The sequence below is a fragment of the Chitinophagaceae bacterium genome (genome assembly GCA_016699815.1).
In the GTDB taxonomy this organism is placed as follows: domain Bacteria; phylum Bacteroidota; class Bacteroidia; order Chitinophagales; family Chitinophagaceae; genus Ferruginibacter.
Genome location: CP065012.1, coordinates 1,059,781 through 1,081,002 on the forward strand (window position 1 = coordinate 1,059,781; position 21,222 = coordinate 1,081,002).

Sequence of the window (21,222 nt, forward strand, 5' to 3'; positions counted from 1 at the left end):
AGTTTCCTTTTATTTTTTGAAATCAAATAAAGTAGCAGTAAACACGCCTCTTTCCCTTTTTTTTGTAATAGCTTTCCAATCGCCAACATAGCGGATCAACGAAGGAACAGTAAGGCCGTTGAAAGTTGTCATTTGCACTTCCATATTTACTTTAAACTTATAAACCATTGCGCTGTAACTCAGGGCATATTTTCTTGCCACCACCTCCATTGTGGAATCATTAAACCAGGTAATCATTTCATCCAACACTACTTTTCCCTCATAGCCCGGTTTCACTTTTTGGATAAATACATAGCAAGAGGTATTGTTGTATTCTTCTAAATCAATACGCATATCATACCTGCTGGCAATATCATCGTCGTAAATAGCGGTTTTATTGCTCATAAAAGGCAGGCCGCTAATGCGTTTGCCCGGGTTAAAAAACAACATTTTCAATTGTTCCTTATTTTTTTCCATCCCGCTTTTTTCTTTGGCATTAAATGCAAAGCCGGCTACAATATTATTTTCACCACATATGGAATCTTTAGTAAAAAAAAGAGAAGCATACATTTGCGCCGTATAATAATTGTAGTTAAGGTTGTTATCGTAAAAATCGCCGGTTACCGCTTCATCCAGGGTTTGCATAAAACGGCAATTATGCTTGCGGTATTGCCTGGTGCGGCTTTTGAGGGATGCCTTCAGGTTGCCATTTTTATCCAGCATCCTTATATCATTAAGTGCTGTAAAACCAATAATGCGCAGGTTGCGAAAAGCTTTATAAAAACTACTATCATTTTTCACCTTTTCGATAAATGCCGGTACATTTAATTTATTGTTTACCACCACTTCACTAAGGGTAATAATTTTTTTACCCACCATGCTGGTATCGGGCTCCTGTGCATTTACCGAAAAATACAGGATGCATAAAATAGCGGCAGCAAAATTTTTCATTTTAATATAAAAAAAGCCGGATGCTTAATTATTTGGGAAACAGCATACGGTAATCCACTTTAATTTTTCCTTTGCTGATGTCATCCAGCTTTCGCCTGATTAAAGTTCTTTTTAAAGGTTTTAAGTAATCAATAAATAATTTACCTTCAATATGGTCGTACTCATGCAATATTACCCTGCCTGTAATGCCGTTAAAAGAACGGGTTTGCTGTTGAAAATTTTCATCTAAAAAAGTAAGGGTAACGGTATCTTTTCTTTCAATGTCTTCCCTTATTTTTGGGATGCTGAGGCAACCCTCGTTATAGCTCCAGTTTTTACCATTTACTTCATCAATATTCGCATTTATAAAAACCCCTTTAAAACCCGGTGCATCGGGATAAGATTTTGTTTCGCCATCTTCATCGTTGGCAAATATTTGAATAGTATCAATCACAAACAACCGTATTTGCCGGTTAATTTGAGGAGCGGCAAGGCCCACGCCATTACTTCGGTACATGGTTTCCCACATATCTTCAATTAAAGTAGTTAATTGAGGATAATCTATATCAATATCACGGCTTATATTCCTCAAAACCGGCGAACCATAAGCCACTATGGGAAGTATCATTATTCAAAAAATTTTTGCAAAGATAAGCAGGCAAAATGAAAGACTGCCTGCTTTAACAATCGCTATATATTGGTATTCAAATATTCCTGCAACATAATTGCAGCCGCAATTTCATCTACAATTTTTTTATCTCTCCTTTGTTTTTTCTTTAAGCCCATTTGCAGCATGGCATCTTTAGCCATTTTTGAGGTAAACCTTTCGTCTACTTCTGTTATGGGTATATTGGGAAACTCCAGTTTTAATTTTTTAATAACTGCTTTTACCAGCGGAGTGGCATGTGTATCCGTATCATCTAAATTTACGGGCATGCCTATTACCATTAATTCCACCGCTTCGGCCACTAAATATTTTTTTAAGAAAGAGATAAGATCATTGGAAGCAATAGTGGTAAGGCCGGAAGCAATTATTTGCAAAGGATCTGTAACAGCAATGCCGGTACGTTTTTTACCATAATCAATTGCCAAAATCCTTGCCATTATTCGGTTTCTGTTAAAATACAATATTGCTGTTGCCATGCGCCGGAATGGGTGTAGAGTACATCCAAAAAACCTTTGCCGTATAAGGCATAATAAGGCAGCAGGTTATCTACCCGCTCCTGTAATTTATCTCCGGGAAACAAGCGGTCTTTAATTTTGCTGATTTGCCTTAGCCCGGCATCAAACTTTAATTTTTCCGAGCGCAACATTTTTTTTTCGAGTTCATCCAGTTTTTGTTTTGACTTTTGCTGCAGCGCCCATACATGCCTGGAAAAAGTTGGGTTTACTTTTGTAGCACTTTCCCTAATGTTGTGATATATTTTTATAAGTGCAAGTTTTTCATCGGATAATGAAAGCTGGTATTTTGTTTCCTTTTTTACATAATAATCTTTGAGCTTATTGCCGGTTTCAAAAAGAGATGCTTCATTTAACCCCAGCGATTGAATTTTTTCTGCAATCTTTTTGGGAATAACCGTAAAAGAGTTGCGCAACATAAGAACCGGGAAAAAAACACCTGCTTCTGCAAAAACATTTTTTAATTCCAGCCAATAAGCAATTTCGGCCCCGCCGCCAATAAAAATAATATTGGGCAAAAGCATTTCCTGGAAAACAGGGCGCAAAATTACATTTGGGCTAAACCTTTCGGGGTGATTTTTTAACTCCTGTAAAATTTCTTGTTGGGTAAAGCGCAGGTCTGTTCCATGTACAATAAATCCATCTCCTTTTCTTTCCAGCCTTTCTCTTAAGCCATCTAATAGGTAAAATAAATTCACCTGCCTTCCTGCAACCTGCATTTTATATAAACCCGAAAGTGCTACAAGCGCCTGTTGCATTGCTTTTTGAGAAAATTGTTCGCTGAGTTCTTTTTTAATTACAGGCGTAAGTTCCTTTTTAAATACAGGGTTATCCGGCAGAAATACAACCAGGCCGTAATCAGCAAACAAATCATGTACAAGATCAAAAGTTGATTGCTCAATATTTTTTCCTTTAGCATAAGCCTGCCTAACTTTATTTAATATTTCTTCTCCATGCTCTTCTACACCAAGCTGGGCATCCAGTTCATTAATTAGTGCAATAAATTCTTCATCAACCTGCATCCTGCCCACAGCTCCTTTTTGGGCAGTATCCCACTTATATATTTTTCCATGCACATTTATTGTGCCCAATTCTTCCAGGTCTGCATCTTCGCTACCCATAAAAAAAACCGGTACAAAATTATTTTTGGGGAATTGCTTTTTTAAATCATCTGCCAGTTTTATGGCATGTATAATTTTATAAACAAAATATAAATGGCCGGTAAAAATGTTGGGTTGATGGGCCGTAGTAACTGTAAAGGTATTTTCATTAAGAAGCAGCTCAATATTGGCTGTTGTTTTTAAGCCCTGCTTTTTTGCGTTATATTGCTTTTGCAGTTGTGTTACCAGAACTTGCCTGTTTACGGTAAATTTTTTACGCTGGCTAATAGCATTTTTAATACCATCCAAATTAGGGGCAAAAGTAAAAAACGGTTCTAATGCATCGGCACCTTCTATATAATCAATTGCAAGTTTTGAAAACGCTTTTGTTTGCTTATATGATATTGCAGAGGCCGTAAAATTCATCAGCAGGCTTCCCGGTTTTATTTTATTTTTTTCAGGATGATGATAGTAGGATCCTGGTTTCCTACTGAAGGCGTAAGTTCCAGCTTGTTATCAAAAAAGCGGTATTTCATTGTGGAAACCTGGTCGCTGGTTCCTTCTTTTAATTCTACAGTAGCGTTTCCATCGTTTACTTTGTAAGTGCCTTTCACTTCTCCTTCGGGGCCCATGGTATATGAAGAGGTAAAATCTTTATTAAAGGTATATTTCATGCCGTTAATTGTTTCTTTTAAAAACGATTTTACCTCATCGTTTACTGTAGCATTGGCATCGGTATCTTTCTCTTGTGTATCACCCTGCATTTGGCCTTTTAGAGAAAAAGAGTCTTTCTCAATATCTATATAGGTATTGTTATCTTTTAAAAACACTACCTGCCATTTGCCCACAAAAGCTGTATTATCCTGTGCAAATGAATTTACATTGGCCGCTAAAAGAAATAAGAGTATTAATTTTTTCATTTTACAACAATTTAATGTTTATTAAAAATAACCATTTTTATTAATAAAAAACAGATTTTAAATTACTTCTGCCTCCAGGTCGTAATCAAATGCTTTTGTTACCCGTACTTTAACAAATTCGCCAATGGGTAATTTTTTACTGCTGCTGATAATTACTTCATTATCTACTTCAACGCTGTCGAATTCGGTACGCCCAATATACCGGCCCGCCTCTTTTTTATCAATTAGCACTTTAAATTCTTTTCCGATTTTTTCCATATTTTTTTCCAGGGAAATTTCCTGCTGAAGTTCCATTATTTCCTGTGCCCTTTCTTCTTTTTCTGCCTGAGGTACATTATCGTTTAAGCCATAAGCTCCGGTATCTTCTTCGTGGCTATAGGTAAAAATGCCTACCCTGTCGAATCGCATTTTCGTTAAAAAAGTTTTGAGTTCTTCCACATCATCTCTCGTTTCGCCGGGAAAGCCGGCAATTAAAGTTGTACGCAGGCAAATATCAGGGATGCGGCTACGTATTTCAGCAATCAAATCTTCCATTTCTTCACGGGTAATCTGCCGTTTCATGGCATTGAGCATTTTATTGCTGGCATGTTGCAATGGAATATCGAGGTAATTGCAAATATTTTGCCGCTCCTTCATTGTTTCTATAATTTCCAGGGGAAATTTGCTTGGGTATGCATAATGCAACCTTATCCATTCCAGGCCTTCAATATCGGCTAGTGCATGGAGTAATTTTGGTAATTCTCTTTGTTTATAAATATCCAGGCCATAATAAGTAAGCTCCTGTGCAATAAGCATTATTTCTTTAACGCCATTTTGCACCAGCCGCTTTGCTTCACTTACCAGGCTTTCTATGGACCTGCTTACATGCCCGCCACGCATGAGGGGAATAGCACAAAAACTACATGTTCTGTTGCATCCTTCGCTTATTTTTAAGTAGGCATAATGCTTGGGCGTAGCCAGCATCCTTTCGCCCAATAATTCTACTTTATAATCTGCATTAAATTGCTGAAGGATTAAAGGCAGTTCCATGGTGCCAAAAAAAGCATCTACTTCTGGGATTTCAGCCTCCAGGTTATTTTTATACCTTTCGCTTAGGCAACCTGCAACATATACCTTATCCAGTTTTCCTTTTTTCTTTAAGGCTACATTTTCAAGAATGGTATTGATGCTTTCTTCTTTTGCCTTGTCAATAAATCCGCAGGTGTTTATGATAACAATATTATGATCCATCTTGCTATTTTCATGAATAGTATTTATATCATTGGCACGAAGCTGGCCGCTCAGCACTTCACTGTCAACCATATTCTTACTGCAACCCAGTGTAATAATATTTACTTTATCTTTTTTTAAACGGCCCGATTTCATAATTGCCGGCAAAGATATTATAAATAATAGCAAGCCTTTTTATATTGAAGAAGCATTGTTTAGGTTTATCCACCATTTTCTTAGAAGAAAATTGCCAAAACATTAAAAAATAAAGTAAAATATTAGTTAATTTTGCGCCTTATATGAATTGCACTGAACCCAGTACTTTAAGAGTAGCTATTTTGGACCTGTATGAAGGTGCGGAGAACCAGGGAATGAGATGTATCAGGGAAATTCTAAACCAATTTGCAGATAGCCATCATTTAAATTTAGAGAAAGCTGAATTTGATGTACGCCTGAAACATGAAGTGCCGGGCCTCGATTTTGATATTTACATCAGCAGCGGCGGGCCTGGGAGCCCACTTGAAAGTGAAGGTAGTAATTGGGAAAAAAAATATTTTGGCTGGTTAAAAGCGGTGGAAGAATTCAATTACAATGAAGCAAATGTTGTAAAGAAAAAAGTTTTTTTCATTTGCCATTCTTTTCAATTGGTATGCAGGCATTACCATATTGGCCAGGTAACCAAAAGAAAAAGTACGGCCTTTGGTGTTTTCCCGATACATTATCTTCCGGGTGCAGAAGATGAGCAGGTATTTGCAGGGTTAAAAGACCCTTTTTATGCCGTTGACAGCCGGGATTACCAGGTCATTCAACCCAATCACAATAAAATAAAACAAATGGGCGCTACCATTTTAGCTATAGAAAAAGCCCGGCCGCATGTACCTTATGAAAGGGCAATGATGGCATTACGGTTTAACGAAAATATGATTGGCACTCAATTTCACCCCGAAGCTGATGCCATTGGTATGAGCCTGCATTTAAAAACACCCGAAAGAAAAAAAACGGTAACTGAAAATTATGGTGAAGAAAAGTGGAAGAGCATGATTGAACAACTCAACGATCCCGATAAAATTATGTACACTTATGCACATATATTGCCCAATTTTTTAAATGAAGCCGTTTGTAAATTTCAGCCAGTGGAACTTTAACAGCTTGATAATTTAACTTTTATAACGCTACAATATTTTTTGCGATTTACTTGCATTTGTAAACCCTGTATTTTAACTTTGTACCAACCGGTTTCCATACCGTTTGATCCATCTTCTTACCCGAAAAGCTTCCCCATTTTAACCAGTTTTAATTAGGTATTCTGCCAAAATACCGGCTAATTTTTGCTCACACCTAAAACCGGATGTTTTGAAAAGACATTTTACAATATGTTTTTTGGCACTGCTGTTACATTATTGCGCCAATGCCCAGCAAAATGTTGCTTTTGATATTATTAAAGCTTCCAGCCAAACCATTGAAAAATTTACCGAATGGGCCAAAAAGAAAAATTTTTACCCGGCCCCAGCTGAAGTAAATGGAGAAATGAATTTTACATACAAGCCCGGTAAAAAATCAATAGATAAACTCCCCAGGGAAATTACCCTCTTTACCGGCGAAAAAAACCTTTGCTTTTCCTATAAAACATTTGCAGAAAAAGAATTTGCAGATATGCTGGGTAAACTCGGTAAAGAAGGTTTTAAAGGCAACACTCAAAAAAAAATAACGGGGAATGAAAATATTTTTTTACAAAAAAATAATTTCAGTATTTATATCACTTCAAAACTTATTGATTCGGCAAAGCAATATTCTTTTTTGCTAAGAAAGTATGCCCTGCCCGGCAGCAACGATATCCAATTTGCTGAAGACCTTATGAAATTTAACTCCCACGAAATGTTGAGCTATTATTTTGGGGAGAAAAATGTACAAAAAGATTTTTATTATTTCCAGGATAACGAAATAAGCAAATGTTCGGTATTGTTTCCGCATACGGCAAGGCAGGCCATTTTTATTTGGGGCGATGAAGAAAATAATTGCCAGTTGCAAAAGCTGTTCATTGGCGGCGACCTTAAATCTGGCAATACCACACAGGATAAAACCATTGGCCAAAACCTTTGGCGATCAAAAAGCGGTTTGCAGGCAGGCATGTCTATTTACCAGTTACGCCTGCTTAATGAAGCCGATTTTAATTTTGGCGGAGGAAAATCGGCATACACGGGCCTTGTATTTGGCAATGGAGAAGGCAAAATAAATTTTGAAAAAGAAAATATTATTTTAGGTTGTATCAATTGCTACGATGATGTATTTGGTAATGCCAACATCATAAATTGCGATGATGCCATTAAAGAACAACGCATCATGTTTATTCAAACCATTATTTTGGAACCATTTGATGAAACCGAACTGGGATTGACCCAAAGGGCATTTTAAATAAATTATTTTTTCTTCCGCTTCAGGGTAATGGCGGCATTCTTGCTCAGGTCGCCGGAAAAGCGTATTTCTTTTCTGCGGTTATCATAATCTACTATCAACAAGCCGGAGTTGGGTGGTAACGAACCCAGGTTTTCGGCATACATCACCAATTGTATGGAGTCGCCGAGCTCTGGAGTAATGTAAATAGTTTTACGAAAAGCGCTTGCAGATAAACCCTGCCGGGAAACAATGGCCTGGCCGTTAAGTATAATACTTACGGTATCTCCATCCACTTCTCCATTATCATACAAGGATATCTGCAGGCTGTCAGATTCTATTACCAGTTCATCTATTGTTTCAATTTTTCTTTTAGAAAGATCTACTTTGGGCCCTGTAGTGTTGTGCTTTGCAATTGGTTTATGCGCCGGTGGGGCTGCCGGTTGTTTTACCTCGGCAATTATTGCAGGCTTTGGTTTAGCCGCTGCTACTGGTGGGTTTGCAGGCTTTGGCTTTGCTATAGGTTGTTTTACAACCACAATTGCTGCAGGTTTTGAATTTACTAACGGCGATTTTTCCTCCGTTTTATTTAATTGAATTTCCTTAGATTTTATTTTGGCAATACCTGGATCAATAGTTGCAACAGAAGCCGAATCTATTTGTGGCGTTTCCGTTTTTACAATTTCCATATTATCTATGGCCTTTGCTGTAATTACGGGTTTTTGTAAAAAAGAAATGGAATCTGTAAGTTCCATCTCTTCTAATTTGGCCACGAGCCTGGTTTCTTCCTTATCGCTTTGCTTTTCCAGGTAAACATTTCCCTTTGCCGTTTTAAATCCGGGTGGCGGCTGGGTAACAAAACTACCGGTAAGCAAGTCGCCGTTTAACTCCAGTGTATTTACCTGAACAATTTGCCTCGGCAAATCTTTTTGAATAGTATTATATAATAGTGAATCATCATAAACAATTATCCTGCTGCCCTCTATATTAAGCAGTACTTTTTTCATGGTTACTATATTTGATTTTACACCAAAAGTGGTATAAGAGTAACCACTAAAAACACCATCGTTACTTGAGATTACCAGTTCATAAGGAATTTTCCTTTCGGTGCTTTTAATATAGCCTTTCCATATTCCAGAAAGCCCATTCTGGCTGTTTTGAGCAATAGCATGCCCAACTAAAAAAAGAAAGATGGAGGTTGCCAGCAGATGTTTCATGGCCAAAAGATAGCATTTTTAGAAATAGGTTATTAATACAATAATTAAAATTAATACATATCTTCTTCAGTGAAAACTAATATACAGTTTTATTGGCCATATTTATAAGTTTTTAACATTTAATCTACTTTGCATGTTATGGCATTTAATTTGCAATAAAGGCAAAGTCAACTGCTTTAAAGCACAATATCGCTAAACCAGGGAGGAGTAATCTTCTCAAAAGTTATTTAAGAGTATGTTCAAGTTTTTACTAGTATTATTTTGCCCGTTGTTAATCTGTTCATTAGGTTTAAAAGCCCAAACCCACACCCCGAAAACGAATGTTACTACCTGCTCTATGAGCAACGGTTATTACGAATACCTTCCTGAAGGATATTGGAATAACCCAAATCAAAAATTCCCTATGATTATTTTTGTTCCCGGCGCTGCGGAATGTGGCAATGGCACTGCATCAGATTTGGTGAGGTTGTTAATGCATGGTCCTGCAAGTTTAATTAATGCAGGCACCTGGCCGGGTTCCTTTACTGTTAATGGCCAAACATATAAACCTATTGTAATTACCCCACAGTTTACCAACCAGCCTGGCGCTTCGGTATTTAATACCATGCTGGACTATATGGTGAGCCATTATAAAGTGGATATCAACCGCATTTATATTTCCGGTTACAGCATGGGCGGCTCACTTTGCTGGAGCTATGGCGGAAGTGGTAGCACTTATGCCGACCGTATTGCTGCTATGGTTCCCGGGGCAGGCGCATACTCGCCCAACAGTAATATGGCCAATACCATTGCCTCGGCCAATTTGCCAGTTTTAGCTATACACGACAACCCCGATCCTTCTGTGCCCACCCAATGGAGCGTTAACTGGGTTAATTATATTAATTCGGCTCCGGTTCCCCCAAACCCTTTGGCAAAAGTGGCACTCATTCAAATTACCGGGCACGACCTTACCGAAGGCTGGTCGCTTAATTTCAATAATAACAACCAATACAATTTTCCCGGAAAAAATGTTTGGGAATGGATGCTGCATTATAACAGAAATTACAATGTAGTGCCGGTAAACATTCTTTCTTTTAATGCATTAAAACAAAATAATTATGCCTTACTCAACTGGCAAACGGAAAACGAAGTAAATATCAATGGGTATGAAATCCAGCGCAGCTCAAATGGTACAAGCTGGCAAACCATTGGCTTTGTTCAGGCCAATGGTAATTTTGGAAATTATCATTTTACTGATGGCGCATTATTAACAGGTAAAAATTATTACAGGTTAAAAATTATTGACAACCAGGCATCGCAAAGCTATAGCCGCATACAGTTTATTGATTTTTCCAAAAAAGGGTATTTAGAATTAACACCGAATACTATTACAACAAATACACTTCAAATCAGCACAGATTACCAACTAAAAAATGCCAATGCAAATATTTATAATACTACAGGGCAGTTGGTTGCAAAACAAAAGATAAACGGAACCGGATTGATTCAAATTACATTGCCCAGCCTGGCAAAAGGTTTGTATTATTTACAGGTTAGCAACAATGGTATTATTGAAAAAAGAAAATTTGTATTAAACTAATTTGTATCACTGAATGACAATCAAAAGGCCTTGAAAAAATAGCGGCAAAATTTATTTTTTTATTCACAACAGGCATTTACCTGTAGAAAAATAAATTATTTGTAATTACTTTGCGGCCCATTCCCAACCCCTGTAAACACTCATTTTTCCTTAGCTCCTTAGCTGGCAAACCAATATTTCTAAACGAAAACCAATTTTTTATTGTATGAAACCCTTTCGCCTATTCCTTTTAAATATTTTATTTGTAATTATTTACTTAAATGCAGGAGCCCAAAGCTTTTCTGCAAAGCCTAATGTAACAACCTGCCCTATATCCAATGGATATTATGAATACCTGCCGCAGGGCTATTATAATAATGCCAACGAAAAATTTCCTTTGCTTATTTATATACATGGCATGGGTGAACTGGGCAATGGCAGTAGCGATTTAAACAAAGTGCTTATTAGCGGAACACCTTTTCAAATTAATAACGGTCAATTCCCAGCTTCGTTTAATGTAAATGGACAAAGTTTTAAGTTTATTGTAATTGCACCACAGTTTACCAACAACCCATGGATTGGCCATGTAAATACTTTTATTGATTACATCGTATCTCATTATAAAGTGGATGTAAACAGAATTTACCTATCGGGCTTTAGTATGGGTGGCGGTACATGTTGGGCATACGCAGGCGAAAACTTAAGTTATGGTAGCCGCATAGCCGCTATAGTACCTACAGCAGGTGCATGGCAACCCAGCCTTGCCATTTGCCAAAATATGGCTGCACTAAATTTACCTATCCTGGCTTTTCACAACAGTGGTGATAATATTGTTTCCTCTTCCTGGACTCACTTTTTTGTTGATAATACAAATAATGCCGCTACGCCCCCAACACCACGTGCCCAAAAAATTATTTATAACAGCAATGCCCATTATGTATCGCAGGCTTTTGATTTAAATTTAAATAATAACGGCCAATACAATTTTCCGGGAAAAAATATTTACGAATGGATGCTCAACTTTAAGCGCAGTACAAATGTGGTTCCTGTACAGCTTTTGGGCTTTAATGCTACAAAGCAGCAAAATAAAAGCCTGTTGCAATGGCAAACGGCTAATGAGTTAAACAGCCAGGGATTTGAAATACAACGTAGCGCCAATGCCAGCAACTGGACAGCAATTGGATTTGTAAACAGCGCCGGAGCCACAGCAGGAAATTATTCTTTTACCGATATTGCCCCGCTCCACAAAATAAATTATTACCGACTTAAACAGGTGGATATTAACGGTTCCTTTACCAACAGCGAAATAAAATTTCTTGATTTTTCAAGAAACAGCAGATTTCTATTTTATCCCAACCCCGTAGTAAATGAAATTAAAATAGCTTCTGAATTGGATTTTAAAAATGTTCCCTTTAGAATTTATACCGCTTCCGGCCAACTGGCCTTGCAAACAAAGCTCAATGCCAGCGGTGTGGCCACAATACCTGTAGCCCAATTACCCAAGGGAAGTTATGTAGCAGAAATCATCGTCAATAATATCCCGGAAAAAATTAAGTTTATTAAAGAATAATATTTCTTCTTTTTATTCAAAGCCTTTGCCATATTGCGGCAAAGGCTTTTTATTTTAAAATTATTAATTTGCAGCCATGGTAAATGTAGCGCAATATCAATCGGTAATAAATGGGTTCATCAATAAAAATGTTCAACTGGTAGCGGTTTCAAAGTTGCAGCCCAAAGAAAGTATCATACTGCTTTATCAAAATAGTCAAAAAGATTTTGGGGAAAATTACGTGCAGGAGCTCCTGGAAAAACAGCAACAATTACCCGCAGATATCCGCTGGCATTTTATTGGCCACCTGCAAAGCAACAAAGTAAAATATATTGCGCCTTTTATTTACCTCATACAAGGTGTTGACAGTGAAAAATTATTGACAGAAATTAACAAACAAGCCTTAAAACACAATAGAAAAATCAATTGCCTTTTACAGGTGCATATTGCAGAAGAAGAAACGAAATTTGGTTTTTCTCCTGCAGAAGCAAAAGTATTGCTCCATAAAATTATTGATAACCCATCCCTGTATTCCAATATTATCATTTGCGGTTTAATGGGCATGGCTTCCTTAACCGATGATACAGCAAAAATCAGGGGCGAGTTCCGGGCATTGGCGGGTATGTTTCATCAATTCAAAAAAATATTTCCATCTTTTAATACCCTTAGCATGGGAATGACCGCCGATTATGAAATGGCCATTGAAGAAGGGAGCAATATGGTAAGGATTGGCAGCCTGCTCTTTGGCCAAAGAAAATCTTAAAGTTTGAAAATTATAAAGCTGTTAAAATTTTAGAACGGATATATGTATTTGCCACACTTCTTGCATCTATATAATACAAAAAGGATATTTTTATGTTATGAACGCTATTGACAAAGCATTTGAATCTGAAAAAAACCGTAAAGCTTTAATCTATACCATTATAGTTTGCGCAGGTTTACTATTGCTTTTTTTTATCATTAAATGGAAAAATGTCCCGCCTTCAATACCCATTGTACAGGATTTAATTGAAATAAACCTGGGTAATAATGAAGAGGGTTTTGGCGAAAAGCAACCACTTATTAAAGGCGAAATGAAACCCACACCTGATGAACCCGTAGCCTCGCAACAAGCAGCAGCGCCACAACAACAGAAAGAAGAAAAAGTACAACCTGAAGATAATGCAGAACCCGATGCAGCGCCTGTTACGAAAACAAATAAAGCAACAGTAAAAGCCAAAGCAAATACAACTCCATCTCCCACACCTGCACCAAAACCCCAAAAACCCAAAATTACCTATAATGGCCCGGGCAATGGTAAAGGCAATAATGCCACCGAAGATAATGGCTACCGCTATCAGGGAAATAACCCTAATGGAAAAGGCGATGCAGGCGACCCTGGCGGCGATAAAGATTCTTATGGTAACACGCCGGGTGGAAAAAAAGGCGGCCCCAAAATTATTAGCGGCAACCGTAAAATAATCCGCTATTATTCTTTTACCGGCAACCTGCCAAAAGCCAGTATTATGGCCTCTATAAAAGTTTCTCCTGCTGGTACAGGAAGTTTTATGGGCTTTGCAAAAGGTAGCACAAGCCGGAACCAGGAGTATGCAACTGCGATAAGCAATTACCTGCGTAATATGCAATTTGATAAATCTCCGGAAGAATCTACCGTAGTGGTGCAATTTAATTTTAACTACCAGTAATTTTATAAATTCCCTTTACTGCCTACAGATTTTTGGGCAAAAAAAATGCCGGGATATTCTCAATATCATCCCGGCTATTATCTATTTATTTTAAGAAATTAATTCCTGCTGCTTAGTTTACTCAGCAGGCGGAGTATTTCAAGGTAAAGCCATACTATAGTTACCATTAATCCAAAAGCGCCGTACCATTCCATAAATTTTGGTGCTCCCATTGCAGATCCCTGCTCTATCATATCAAAATCCAAAATAAGGTTAAGCGCTGCAATAGCTGTTACCAGTAAAGAAAAACCTATACCTATTGGCGTGCCCTGGTGCAAAAAAGGAAGGCTTTGAACGCCAAACATATGCAACACAATGGTGATTAAATAGAAAATTGCAATGCCTGCCGTAGCTGCAATAATTACCGACTTAAATTTTTGCGTGGCCTTAATTATTTTAAAACTATAAAGCAAATACATGGCAATGGCCACGGCAAAAGTTAAGCCTACTGCATTAATTACAATATTGGGTGCCGTTTCTGCAAATGCAAAATTATACATGGCAGAAATAGCGCCAAGGAACAAGCCCTGGCAAAGTGCATACAACGGTGCAAGGTAAGGAGCCCATGTTTTTTTAAAAGTAATAACCATAGCAATAACAAACCCGGCAATTGCCCCTCCAATAATTAGTGGCATTGCATTACCGCCTTCGGAAAATTCCCGCCATGAATACACCGAGGTTCCAATTACCATCAAACATAAAAATCCAAATTTTTGTAAAGTACCCTTTACCGTCATGGCATTTTCGTTAAGCACAATGCCATCCAATACAGTGCTGGTAAACTTGTTTTCCTGCAGGGTGGGGTTACCCGATTTAAAAAGACTCATATCTGATAATTTAAAATTATACTGTAAAAATAAAACCTTATTCCTAAAATTAGTAAAAATTATAGTTAAAGCATCATTTCTTTACCTTTGCCCTATGCAAGAACTGCTTAATAAATTAGCCGCCTATAAAAATGAGATTAACGCTGAAAATGTAGCTACAAAAGATGCGCTAGAGGCCTTTAGGATCAAATACCTTGGTACAAAAGGATTAGTGAAAAATGTAATGGGTGAAATGAAAACTGTGACGCCTGAAAACAAAAGGGAAGCAGGGCAGGCTTTAAATGATTTTAAAATTTTTATTGAAGAAAAATTTGAGGCATTTAAAAATGCTATTGGCCAGGAAGAAAAAGCTGCAAGCAATATTGACCTTAGCCTTCCCGGCAGCCCATTGCCACAGGGAACACGGCACCCTATTAGCATTGTTCAAAATAAAATTCTTACCATTTTTCAAAGGCTGGGTTTTGCTATTGCCGAAGGGCCGGAAATAGAAGACGACTGGCATAACTTTAGCGCATTAAATATGCCACAAAACCACCCGGCAAGGGATATGCAGGATACCTTTTACATTAACGAAAGCCCTGCATGGCTACTGCGTACACATACCAGTAGTGTACAAATAAGGGAAATGGAAAAAGGTATTTTCCCTTTACGGATTATTTGCCCGGGAAGAGTGTACCGTAATGAAACCATTAGCGCAAGGGCACATTGCTTTTTTAACCAGGTAGAAGGCTTGTATATTGCCGAAAATGTATCTTTTGCCGACCTGAAACAAACGCTTTACTTTTTTGTTCAGGAAATGTTTGGAAACGATTTTAAAATACGTTTCCGCCCATCTTATTTTCCTTTTACAGAACCAAGTGCAGAAATGGATATTAGTTGCCTGCTGTGTAAAGGCGCCGGGTGCAATGTGTGTAAAAAAACGGGCTGGGTAGAAATTTTAGGTTGCGGCATGGTAAACCCCAAGGTACTGGAAAATTGCAATATTGACAGCAACAAATACACCGGATTTGCTTTTGGTATGGGTATTGAAAGAATTACCATGCTTAAATACCAGGTAAAAGACCTCAGGCTTTTTAGTGAAAACGATGCAAGGTTTCTCGACCAGTTTATTACTGCGGTTTAAATATATTGTAGCCTATAATTTTACTTATGATCCAATCTGTTTCTGTTGTTGGCGCCGGTACCATGGGCAGCAGTATTGCCCTCGCAGCTGCAATTAAGCAATTGCCTGTAATACTTTGCGATATTAATATTGAAGTACTGGATAAAGCCAAAAATACGATTATAAGAAACCTGCAAACCCTTGTTGAAAAACAAAAAATAAGCGTTGAACAAAAGGAAGCCGCATGGAACAGGATTAGTTTTACCCAATTTGTAAGCGACTGTAAAACACAATTGATAATTGAAGCAATAGTAGAAAAACTGGAAGTAAAGATTGCTTTATTTCAACAACTGGCTTTAGTTAACGGCCAGCATACCATATTAGCCAGCAATACATCTTCTCTTTCCATTGCCTCTATACAAAATGCCATACCACACCCCGAAAGAATTGCCGGCTTACATTTTTTTAACCCGGCACATATAATGAAATTGGTGGAAGTAGTAAAAGCACACAACACCTCTGATAATACAGCCTTACAGCTTTTACAATTTTGCAAATTCATCAATAAAATTCCTGTACTTTGTAAAGATGCACCGGGCTTTATTGTAAACCGTGTGGCCAGGCATTATTACCTGGAAGCCATGCACCTGGTACAAACAGGCAATACAACTATAGAGCAGGCAGATGAAGCGCTTGAAAATGCCGGTTTTAAAATGGGGCCATTTAAACTGATGGATTTAATTGGGTTAGATATCAACCTTGCTGTTTCCCAATCTTTATTTGAAGCCTTTAACCATGCACCCAGATTTACGCCTTCACCACTTCAACTGGAAAAAGTGAAAAATAATGAACTGGGCAGAAAAACAGGAAAAGGATTTTACACTTATAAATAAGTACTGCCGGGCAAAGCAAATAGCGTAACTAATCACCCAATTTTTTTCTTTACCTTATGCTGAAAAATTTACTTTTCTTCTTTTTTACTTCACTAGTTACCAATAATACATTTGCGCAAAATACAGATGAAATATACACATCAGATATTGATAATTTTTGGATAGCTTACGATAGTGTAAAGTCAACTACGGATACGGCAAAGCAAATATTTTTTATACAGGCTTTATATCTTAACAAAGCCAGTGATGGCCTTAAAGATTTTATGAAATTACGCAGGCACTCGGCCAAAATTCATTTACATAATATTATGAATTATCCCAAATTTTGGGAGTCGGTAAGGAAAAATACCTTACAAATAAAAAATCACTTCGGCGATATTGGAGCCTTATTAGCAAGGTTAAAAAAAATATACCGTTATTATAAACCCGTAAAAATTTACTTTACCATTGGTGTTTTAAATTCCGGGGGCACTGTAAGCAGGAGAAATATTTTAATTGGCGCCGAAATAGCCTGTGCAGATAAAGAAACCAATTCAAGCGAATTAAACCCATGGCTGCAAAAAGTATTTACAACAAAAGGATCCGTAACGGCAATGGTTGCCCATGAAATTAGCCATACACAGCAACAGAATGGCAATAGTGGAAACTTGCTGGAACAAAGTATTAAAGAAGGCGCCTGTGATTTTATAGCAGAACAAATTTACAAACCTGTTTCTTCTTCTTATATGGATTATGGCAACTTACACGAAAAACAACTTTGGTTCGCTTTTAAAAAAGAAATGAACGACCAGGATTTTAAAAACTGGCTTTATAACGGTAATGAGGCACCAGGCGGAGTGGCAGACCTAGGATATTTTATAGGGTACCAAATTTGCAAATCGTATTACGGCAATGCAATAAATAAAAGAAGGGCTATAAGAAAAATTATAGATTTAAAATACGGCAAAAAAGCGGCGCTTAAATTTTTAATAAAATCGCAGTACAACGAAAAGCCTAAATAGTGTGGTTGCTTTTAAAAAGCAAAAACTACATTAAAGTATTTGTCCGAAAGCCGGATAGTACTATCGGTATTTGTATTTACCTTCGGCATAAATAATTTCCACTTTTGCTTTTTGGCCGAATTTATTTTTTCTTATTTATTTGCTTAATACTGCATAAAATGGTTTTAGTTACAGGAGGCGCTGGTTTGGTAGGCAAAACGCTTATTGATACTTTATTAAAAAATGGAGAAACCGTTAAAGCAATATATAACCAATCAAAAATACCGATTACAGAAACACCGCATTTCCATCAAATACAATGCAGCATACTTGATGTTGCAGGCTTGCAGGATGCCCTTCAAAATGTAGATGAAGTTTATCATTGTGCAGGCCTGGTGTCTTTCAATAAAAAAGATACACACAAATTATTTAAAATTAATGTGGAAGGAACGGCAAATTTGGTAAATACTGCTTTGGCAGCGGCTGTTAAAAAATTGGTTCATGTAAGCTCGGTTGCTGCCCTGGGAAGAATACGGGAAAACGAAACCATTAATGAAACCATGAACTGGAGCCCGGCTACAAGCAATAGCAAATATGGCCATTCAAAATACCTGGGCGAGCTTGAAGTATGGCGGGGAATGGAAGAAGGGCTCAATGCTGTTATTGTAAACCCAACCATTATTATTGGCCCTGGAAACTGGAATAAAGGTTCTACGGCTATTTTTAAGTCGGTATACAATCAATTTCCCTGGTACAGCACTGGCACTACAGGCTTTGCAGATGTAAGAGATGTTGCCGGCGCCATGATAGCCTTAATGAAAAGCAGTATTGCTGCAGAACGATTTATTTTAAGCGGCCACAACGAAAGTTACCAGGCAGTATTTAACCTCATTGCCGATACTTTCCATAAAAAAAGACCATCAAAAAAAGTAACGCCTTTTTTGGCAAACCTTGTTGCCTTTATTGAATCAATAAAAGCCACTATTACCGGAAAAGAAGCCCTGGTAACGAAAGAAACCGCTGCCACTGCAATGGCAAAAGCAAATTTTGATAACAGCAAACTACAAAATTTTTTACCCGACTTCCAATACAGGTCATTGGAAGAAACGGTAAAATATACCTGTGATGAATTGTTGAAACTCTATGCAACAAATAAAAATATAAAAGGCCCCGTATAGGATTTTGGCAAATATTTTGCAATCCTTAACAAGCTAAAAACTATTATTGCAAAGTAAAACCAACCCATTTCGCATGTTTAGAACAACCATAATTACTTTTTTATTTTCTATACCCTTTGCATCACAGGCGCAGTTGGTTATTACCGGCAAAGTTATTGCCGGTGAAACCGGTTTGCCATTACAGGGAGCATCTGTTTTTGCGGACAATACTACGCTGGGCACAGCTACCAACGCCGACGGAAATTTTAAGCTTTATTTACCCAACGGCGGTTATGATCTTGTAGTAACATTTACCGGTTATAGCACTGCCTCTAAACGCATAAGCAGTAATGATGCCTCAGAAAAACAAAACTTTGAATTAAAGTTAAAAGAGAAAGAGCTTACCGAAGTGGCCGTGGTTGCATCATCCGAAGTAAAAGATGGCTGGCAAAAATATGGCAGCTTTTTTCTTGAAGAGTTTATTGGCAAATCGGAAAACAGCAGCAATTGCACTTTAAAAAACCCCGAAGTATTGAAGTTTTATTTCTCTAAAAAAAGAAACCGGTTAAAAGTATTGGCTGCTGAACCTTTGAAAATTGAAAACCAGGCCCTGGGCTATTCCATTCAATACAGCTTAGATTCTTTTACCCATCAATACAATACCGAAACAAGCCTGTATACCGGCAACCCCTTGTTTAAAGAAATGATGGCCGAAAGCGATAGCCAGTATAACCAATGGAAGGAAACAAGAAAAAAAGCATACCTTGGCTCAAGCCTGCATTTTATGCGGAGTATTTTTTATAAAACTTTACAGGATGAAGGTTTTGAAATACAGTTTATCGTAAAAGCCAATAGTAACGACTCTGCATTAAAACTGGCAAACCCTTACACAGCGCTTCATTATGCAAAAGACGACAGCCTTAATACAGTAGAAATTTATCCCAACCAGCCCAATGTTGCCGTAATTTTTACCAAAGAAAAACCTTCGGAAAAATACAGCGCCGCTTTTCCCGGCGAACCCAGGGAATTTGAGTTTTCGGTTTTATGTTTTGTTCCCAACGAAACAATTGTAATTGAACAAAATGGTTATTACTACGACCAAAACGATTTATCGGTGAGCGCCTACTGGAGTTGGAGCAAAGTTGCCGATCAGTTGCCTTATGATTATTCGGCAGCAGCTTATTAATTTTTTTGTTTAGTGTTACCCGTTTTTCATTTTATCCCAAATCTCAGGTATGCGTTTTATCCATACCAGTTCCCTTTTTTTAACTGAAGCTTCTTCTACCGGCGACCCAAAGTAAATTTTATTACCAGGTATGGAAGAACCCACACCACTTTGAGCAAATATTACTGCATTTTCACCAATGGTTAGGGTTTTATTTACACCCACCTGCCCCCAAAGTGTAACGCCATCTTTAATATCTACAACACCCGCAATGGCAACATGTGCTGCTATAAGGCAATTTTTCCCAATTACACTATCGTGGCCCACATGAATGTGATTATCCATTTTGGTACCGCTTCCAATTACGGTATCGTGGCTTACACCACGGTCAATGGTGCAGCAAGCGCCAATTTCCACATCGTCTCCAATAATTACCCTACCGCAACTGGGCATTTTTTTATACCAATGCTCCCGGTCTTTTTTAGTGTTGTAATAAAAAGCATCGCTGCCAACAACCGTACCCGGTTGTATAATTACATTATTGCCAATAACCGTGTGCGCCAAAATAGTAACCTGCGGAAATACAATACAGTTTTTACCGATGCTTACGTTTTCACCAATAAAAACGCCGGGTGATATTGATGAGCCTTCGCCAATTACCGCATCATCGCTTATCATTTTATCGGCAGGTTTAAATGGTCTGAAATGATTTACAATTTTACAATATGCTTCAAACGGGCTGTCAACAATGAGCAAAGCCTTGCCTTCGGGAACCGCAGTTTCCTTATTAATGATAATAAAATTAGCAGCGCTGTTAATGCATTTTTCGTAATACTTTGGGTGGTCTACAAACACCAGGTCGCCGGGTTCCACTTTATGCAATTCGTTAATGCCGGTTACATTGCAGGAAGTATTACCTACAAGTTTTGCTTGAATAAATGAAGCAACCCATTGCAGGGAAACGGGGGAAGGAAATTGCATACAAATAAATTTGTCCAAAGGTAAGCAACCTTGGTTTTACCCAAATAATGGCCGAAATGCCCAAAACCTTAAAAAAAAGAAAAAATATTTTTTAGCGCTTAAGCGGCAAAAAATACAAAAATAAAAACCGGGATTTCTACACAGTAATATAAACATAAGCATGAGTTAAAAAAATAACAATTGCCCTAAAAAGTAGTATCCACAATAGTTTCAGCGAAATAATTTTTATAAAAATTACAGGGTAGCAAATTTACCAGGCCTTATATTTTGATTTCATCCGCATTAATCTTTCACATTTTCCACATCTGCCCATTAAAATTGTTAATAAAATAAGGTGCATTTTTTTTTTTGATAGCAAAAA

The 21,222-nt window shown here is 37.6% G+C and carries 20 protein-coding genes; 11 read left to right on the top strand and 9 right to left on the bottom strand.

Going from position 1 to position 21,222, the window contains the following annotated elements; genetic code table 11:
• Positions 1–9: 9 nt before the first annotated feature.
• From IPO46_04630 to rimO, 6 genes are all read right to left on the bottom strand, one after another.
• Complete coding sequence (locus tag IPO46_04630) at positions 10–930, bottom strand: hypothetical protein (GenBank protein ID QQS63871.1); 921 nt, start codon at positions 928–930, stop codon at positions 10–12.
• Between the two features lie 28 nt (positions 931–958).
• Positions 959–1,537, bottom strand: coding sequence for a peptide deformylase (def, locus tag IPO46_04635; protein ID QQS63872.1), 579 nt, complete (start codon positions 1,535–1,537; stop codon positions 959–961).
• 62 nt (positions 1,538–1,599) lie between these two features.
• Positions 1,600–2,013, bottom strand: coding sequence for a Holliday junction resolvase RuvX (ruvX, locus tag IPO46_04640; protein ID QQS63873.1), 414 nt, complete (start codon positions 2,011–2,013; stop codon positions 1,600–1,602).
• Positions 2,013–3,614: a bacillithiol biosynthesis cysteine-adding enzyme BshC gene (gene bshC / locus IPO46_04645; GenBank protein QQS63874.1), complete on the bottom strand. Its 1,602-nt coding sequence runs from the start codon at positions 3,612–3,614 to the stop codon at positions 2,013–2,015. Before bshC ends, ruvX begins: the two co-directional genes overlap by 1 nt.
• 17 nt (positions 3,615–3,631) lie before the next feature.
• Positions 3,632–4,108: a hypothetical protein gene (locus tag IPO46_04650; protein ID QQS63875.1), complete on the bottom strand. Its 477-nt coding sequence runs from the start codon at positions 4,106–4,108 to the stop codon at positions 3,632–3,634.
• A 57-nt stretch (positions 4,109–4,165) separates the two neighbouring features.
• Entirely contained in the window at positions 4,166–5,473 is a 1,308-nt protein-coding gene (gene rimO / locus IPO46_04655) for a 30S ribosomal protein S12 methylthiotransferase RimO (protein ID QQS63876.1), read from the bottom strand.
• A gap of 143 nt (positions 5,474–5,616) precedes the next feature.
• On the opposite strand from rimO, the gene IPO46_04660 reads away from it, so the two are divergent.
• Positions 5,617–6,462 (top strand): GMP synthase, encoded by an 846-nt coding sequence (locus IPO46_04660; protein ID QQS63877.1) that lies wholly within the window; start codon positions 5,617–5,619, stop codon positions 6,460–6,462.
• A 235-nt stretch (positions 6,463–6,697) separates the two neighbouring features.
• The gene (locus tag IPO46_04665) at positions 6,698–7,729 is read left to right on the top strand and encodes a hypothetical protein (protein ID QQS63878.1); all 1,032 of its coding nucleotides are present in this window, start codon (positions 6,698–6,700) and stop codon (positions 7,727–7,729) included.
• 5 nt (positions 7,730–7,734) lie between these two features.
• On the opposite strand, the gene IPO46_04670 is transcribed toward IPO46_04665, so the two are convergent.
• The gene (locus tag IPO46_04670; protein QQS63879.1) at positions 7,735–8,925 is read right to left on the bottom strand and encodes a hypothetical protein; all 1,191 of its coding nucleotides are present in this window, start codon (positions 8,923–8,925) and stop codon (positions 7,735–7,737) included.
• 337 nt (positions 8,926–9,262) lie between these two features.
• Here IPO46_04670 and IPO46_04675 point away from each other — a divergent pair, with 337 nt between their 5' ends.
• The 4 genes from IPO46_04675 (at position 9,263) to IPO46_04690 (ending at position 13,717) form a co-directional block, all read left to right on the top strand.
• Positions 9,263–10,504, top strand: a complete 1,242-nt coding sequence (locus tag IPO46_04675; protein ID QQS63880.1) for a T9SS type A sorting domain-containing protein — start codon at positions 9,263–9,265, stop codon at positions 10,502–10,504.
• Positions 10,505–10,709: 205 nt separating this feature from the next.
• Positions 10,710–12,053: a T9SS type A sorting domain-containing protein gene (locus IPO46_04680; protein QQS63881.1), complete on the top strand. Its 1,344-nt coding sequence runs from the start codon at positions 10,710–10,712 to the stop codon at positions 12,051–12,053.
• A gap of 76 nt (positions 12,054–12,129) precedes the next feature.
• Positions 12,130–12,795 (top strand): YggS family pyridoxal phosphate-dependent enzyme, encoded by a 666-nt coding sequence (locus IPO46_04685; protein QQS63882.1) that lies wholly within the window; start codon positions 12,130–12,132, stop codon positions 12,793–12,795.
• 97 nt (positions 12,796–12,892) lie between these two features.
• The gene (locus tag IPO46_04690) at positions 12,893–13,717 is read left to right on the top strand and encodes a hypothetical protein (protein QQS63883.1); all 825 of its coding nucleotides are present in this window, start codon (positions 12,893–12,895) and stop codon (positions 13,715–13,717) included.
• Positions 13,718–13,815: 98 nt separating this feature from the next.
• On the opposite strand, the gene IPO46_04695 is transcribed toward IPO46_04690, so the two are convergent.
• On the bottom strand, positions 13,816–14,583 hold the full coding sequence (locus IPO46_04695) for a Bax inhibitor-1/YccA family protein (protein ID QQS63884.1): 768 nt from the start codon (positions 14,581–14,583) through the stop codon (positions 13,816–13,818).
• A gap of 94 nt (positions 14,584–14,677) precedes the next feature.
• On the opposite strand from IPO46_04695, the gene pheS reads away from it, so the two are divergent.
• The 5 genes from pheS to IPO46_04720 all read left to right on the top strand — a co-directional run bounded on the left by pheS (position 14,678) and on the right by IPO46_04720 (position 19,901).
• Positions 14,678–15,706 (top strand): phenylalanine--tRNA ligase subunit alpha, encoded by a 1,029-nt coding sequence (pheS, locus tag IPO46_04700; protein ID QQS63885.1) that lies wholly within the window; start codon positions 14,678–14,680, stop codon positions 15,704–15,706.
• A 26-nt stretch (positions 15,707–15,732) separates the two neighbouring features.
• Complete coding sequence (locus IPO46_04705; protein ID QQS63886.1) at positions 15,733–16,578, top strand: 3-hydroxybutyryl-CoA dehydrogenase; 846 nt, start codon at positions 15,733–15,735, stop codon at positions 16,576–16,578.
• Between the two features lie 56 nt (positions 16,579–16,634).
• Positions 16,635–17,579 (top strand): hypothetical protein, encoded by a 945-nt coding sequence (locus IPO46_04710; GenBank protein ID QQS63887.1) that lies wholly within the window; start codon positions 16,635–16,637, stop codon positions 17,577–17,579.
• A gap of 158 nt (positions 17,580–17,737) precedes the next feature.
• Complete coding sequence (locus IPO46_04715) at positions 17,738–18,736, top strand: NAD-dependent epimerase/dehydratase family protein (GenBank protein QQS63888.1); 999 nt, start codon at positions 17,738–17,740, stop codon at positions 18,734–18,736.
• Between the two features lie 46 nt (positions 18,737–18,782).
• On the top strand, positions 18,783–19,901 hold the full coding sequence (locus tag IPO46_04720) for a carboxypeptidase-like regulatory domain-containing protein (GenBank protein QQS63889.1): 1,119 nt from the start codon (positions 18,783–18,785) through the stop codon (positions 19,899–19,901).
• Positions 19,902–19,916: 15 nt separating this feature from the next.
• Here IPO46_04720 and IPO46_04725 read toward each other — a convergent pair whose 3' ends face one another.
• Positions 19,917–20,861 (bottom strand): UDP-3-O-(3-hydroxymyristoyl)glucosamine N-acyltransferase, encoded by a 945-nt coding sequence (locus tag IPO46_04725; GenBank protein ID QQS63890.1) that lies wholly within the window; start codon positions 20,859–20,861, stop codon positions 19,917–19,919.
• Positions 20,862–21,222: the final 361 nt, after the last annotated feature.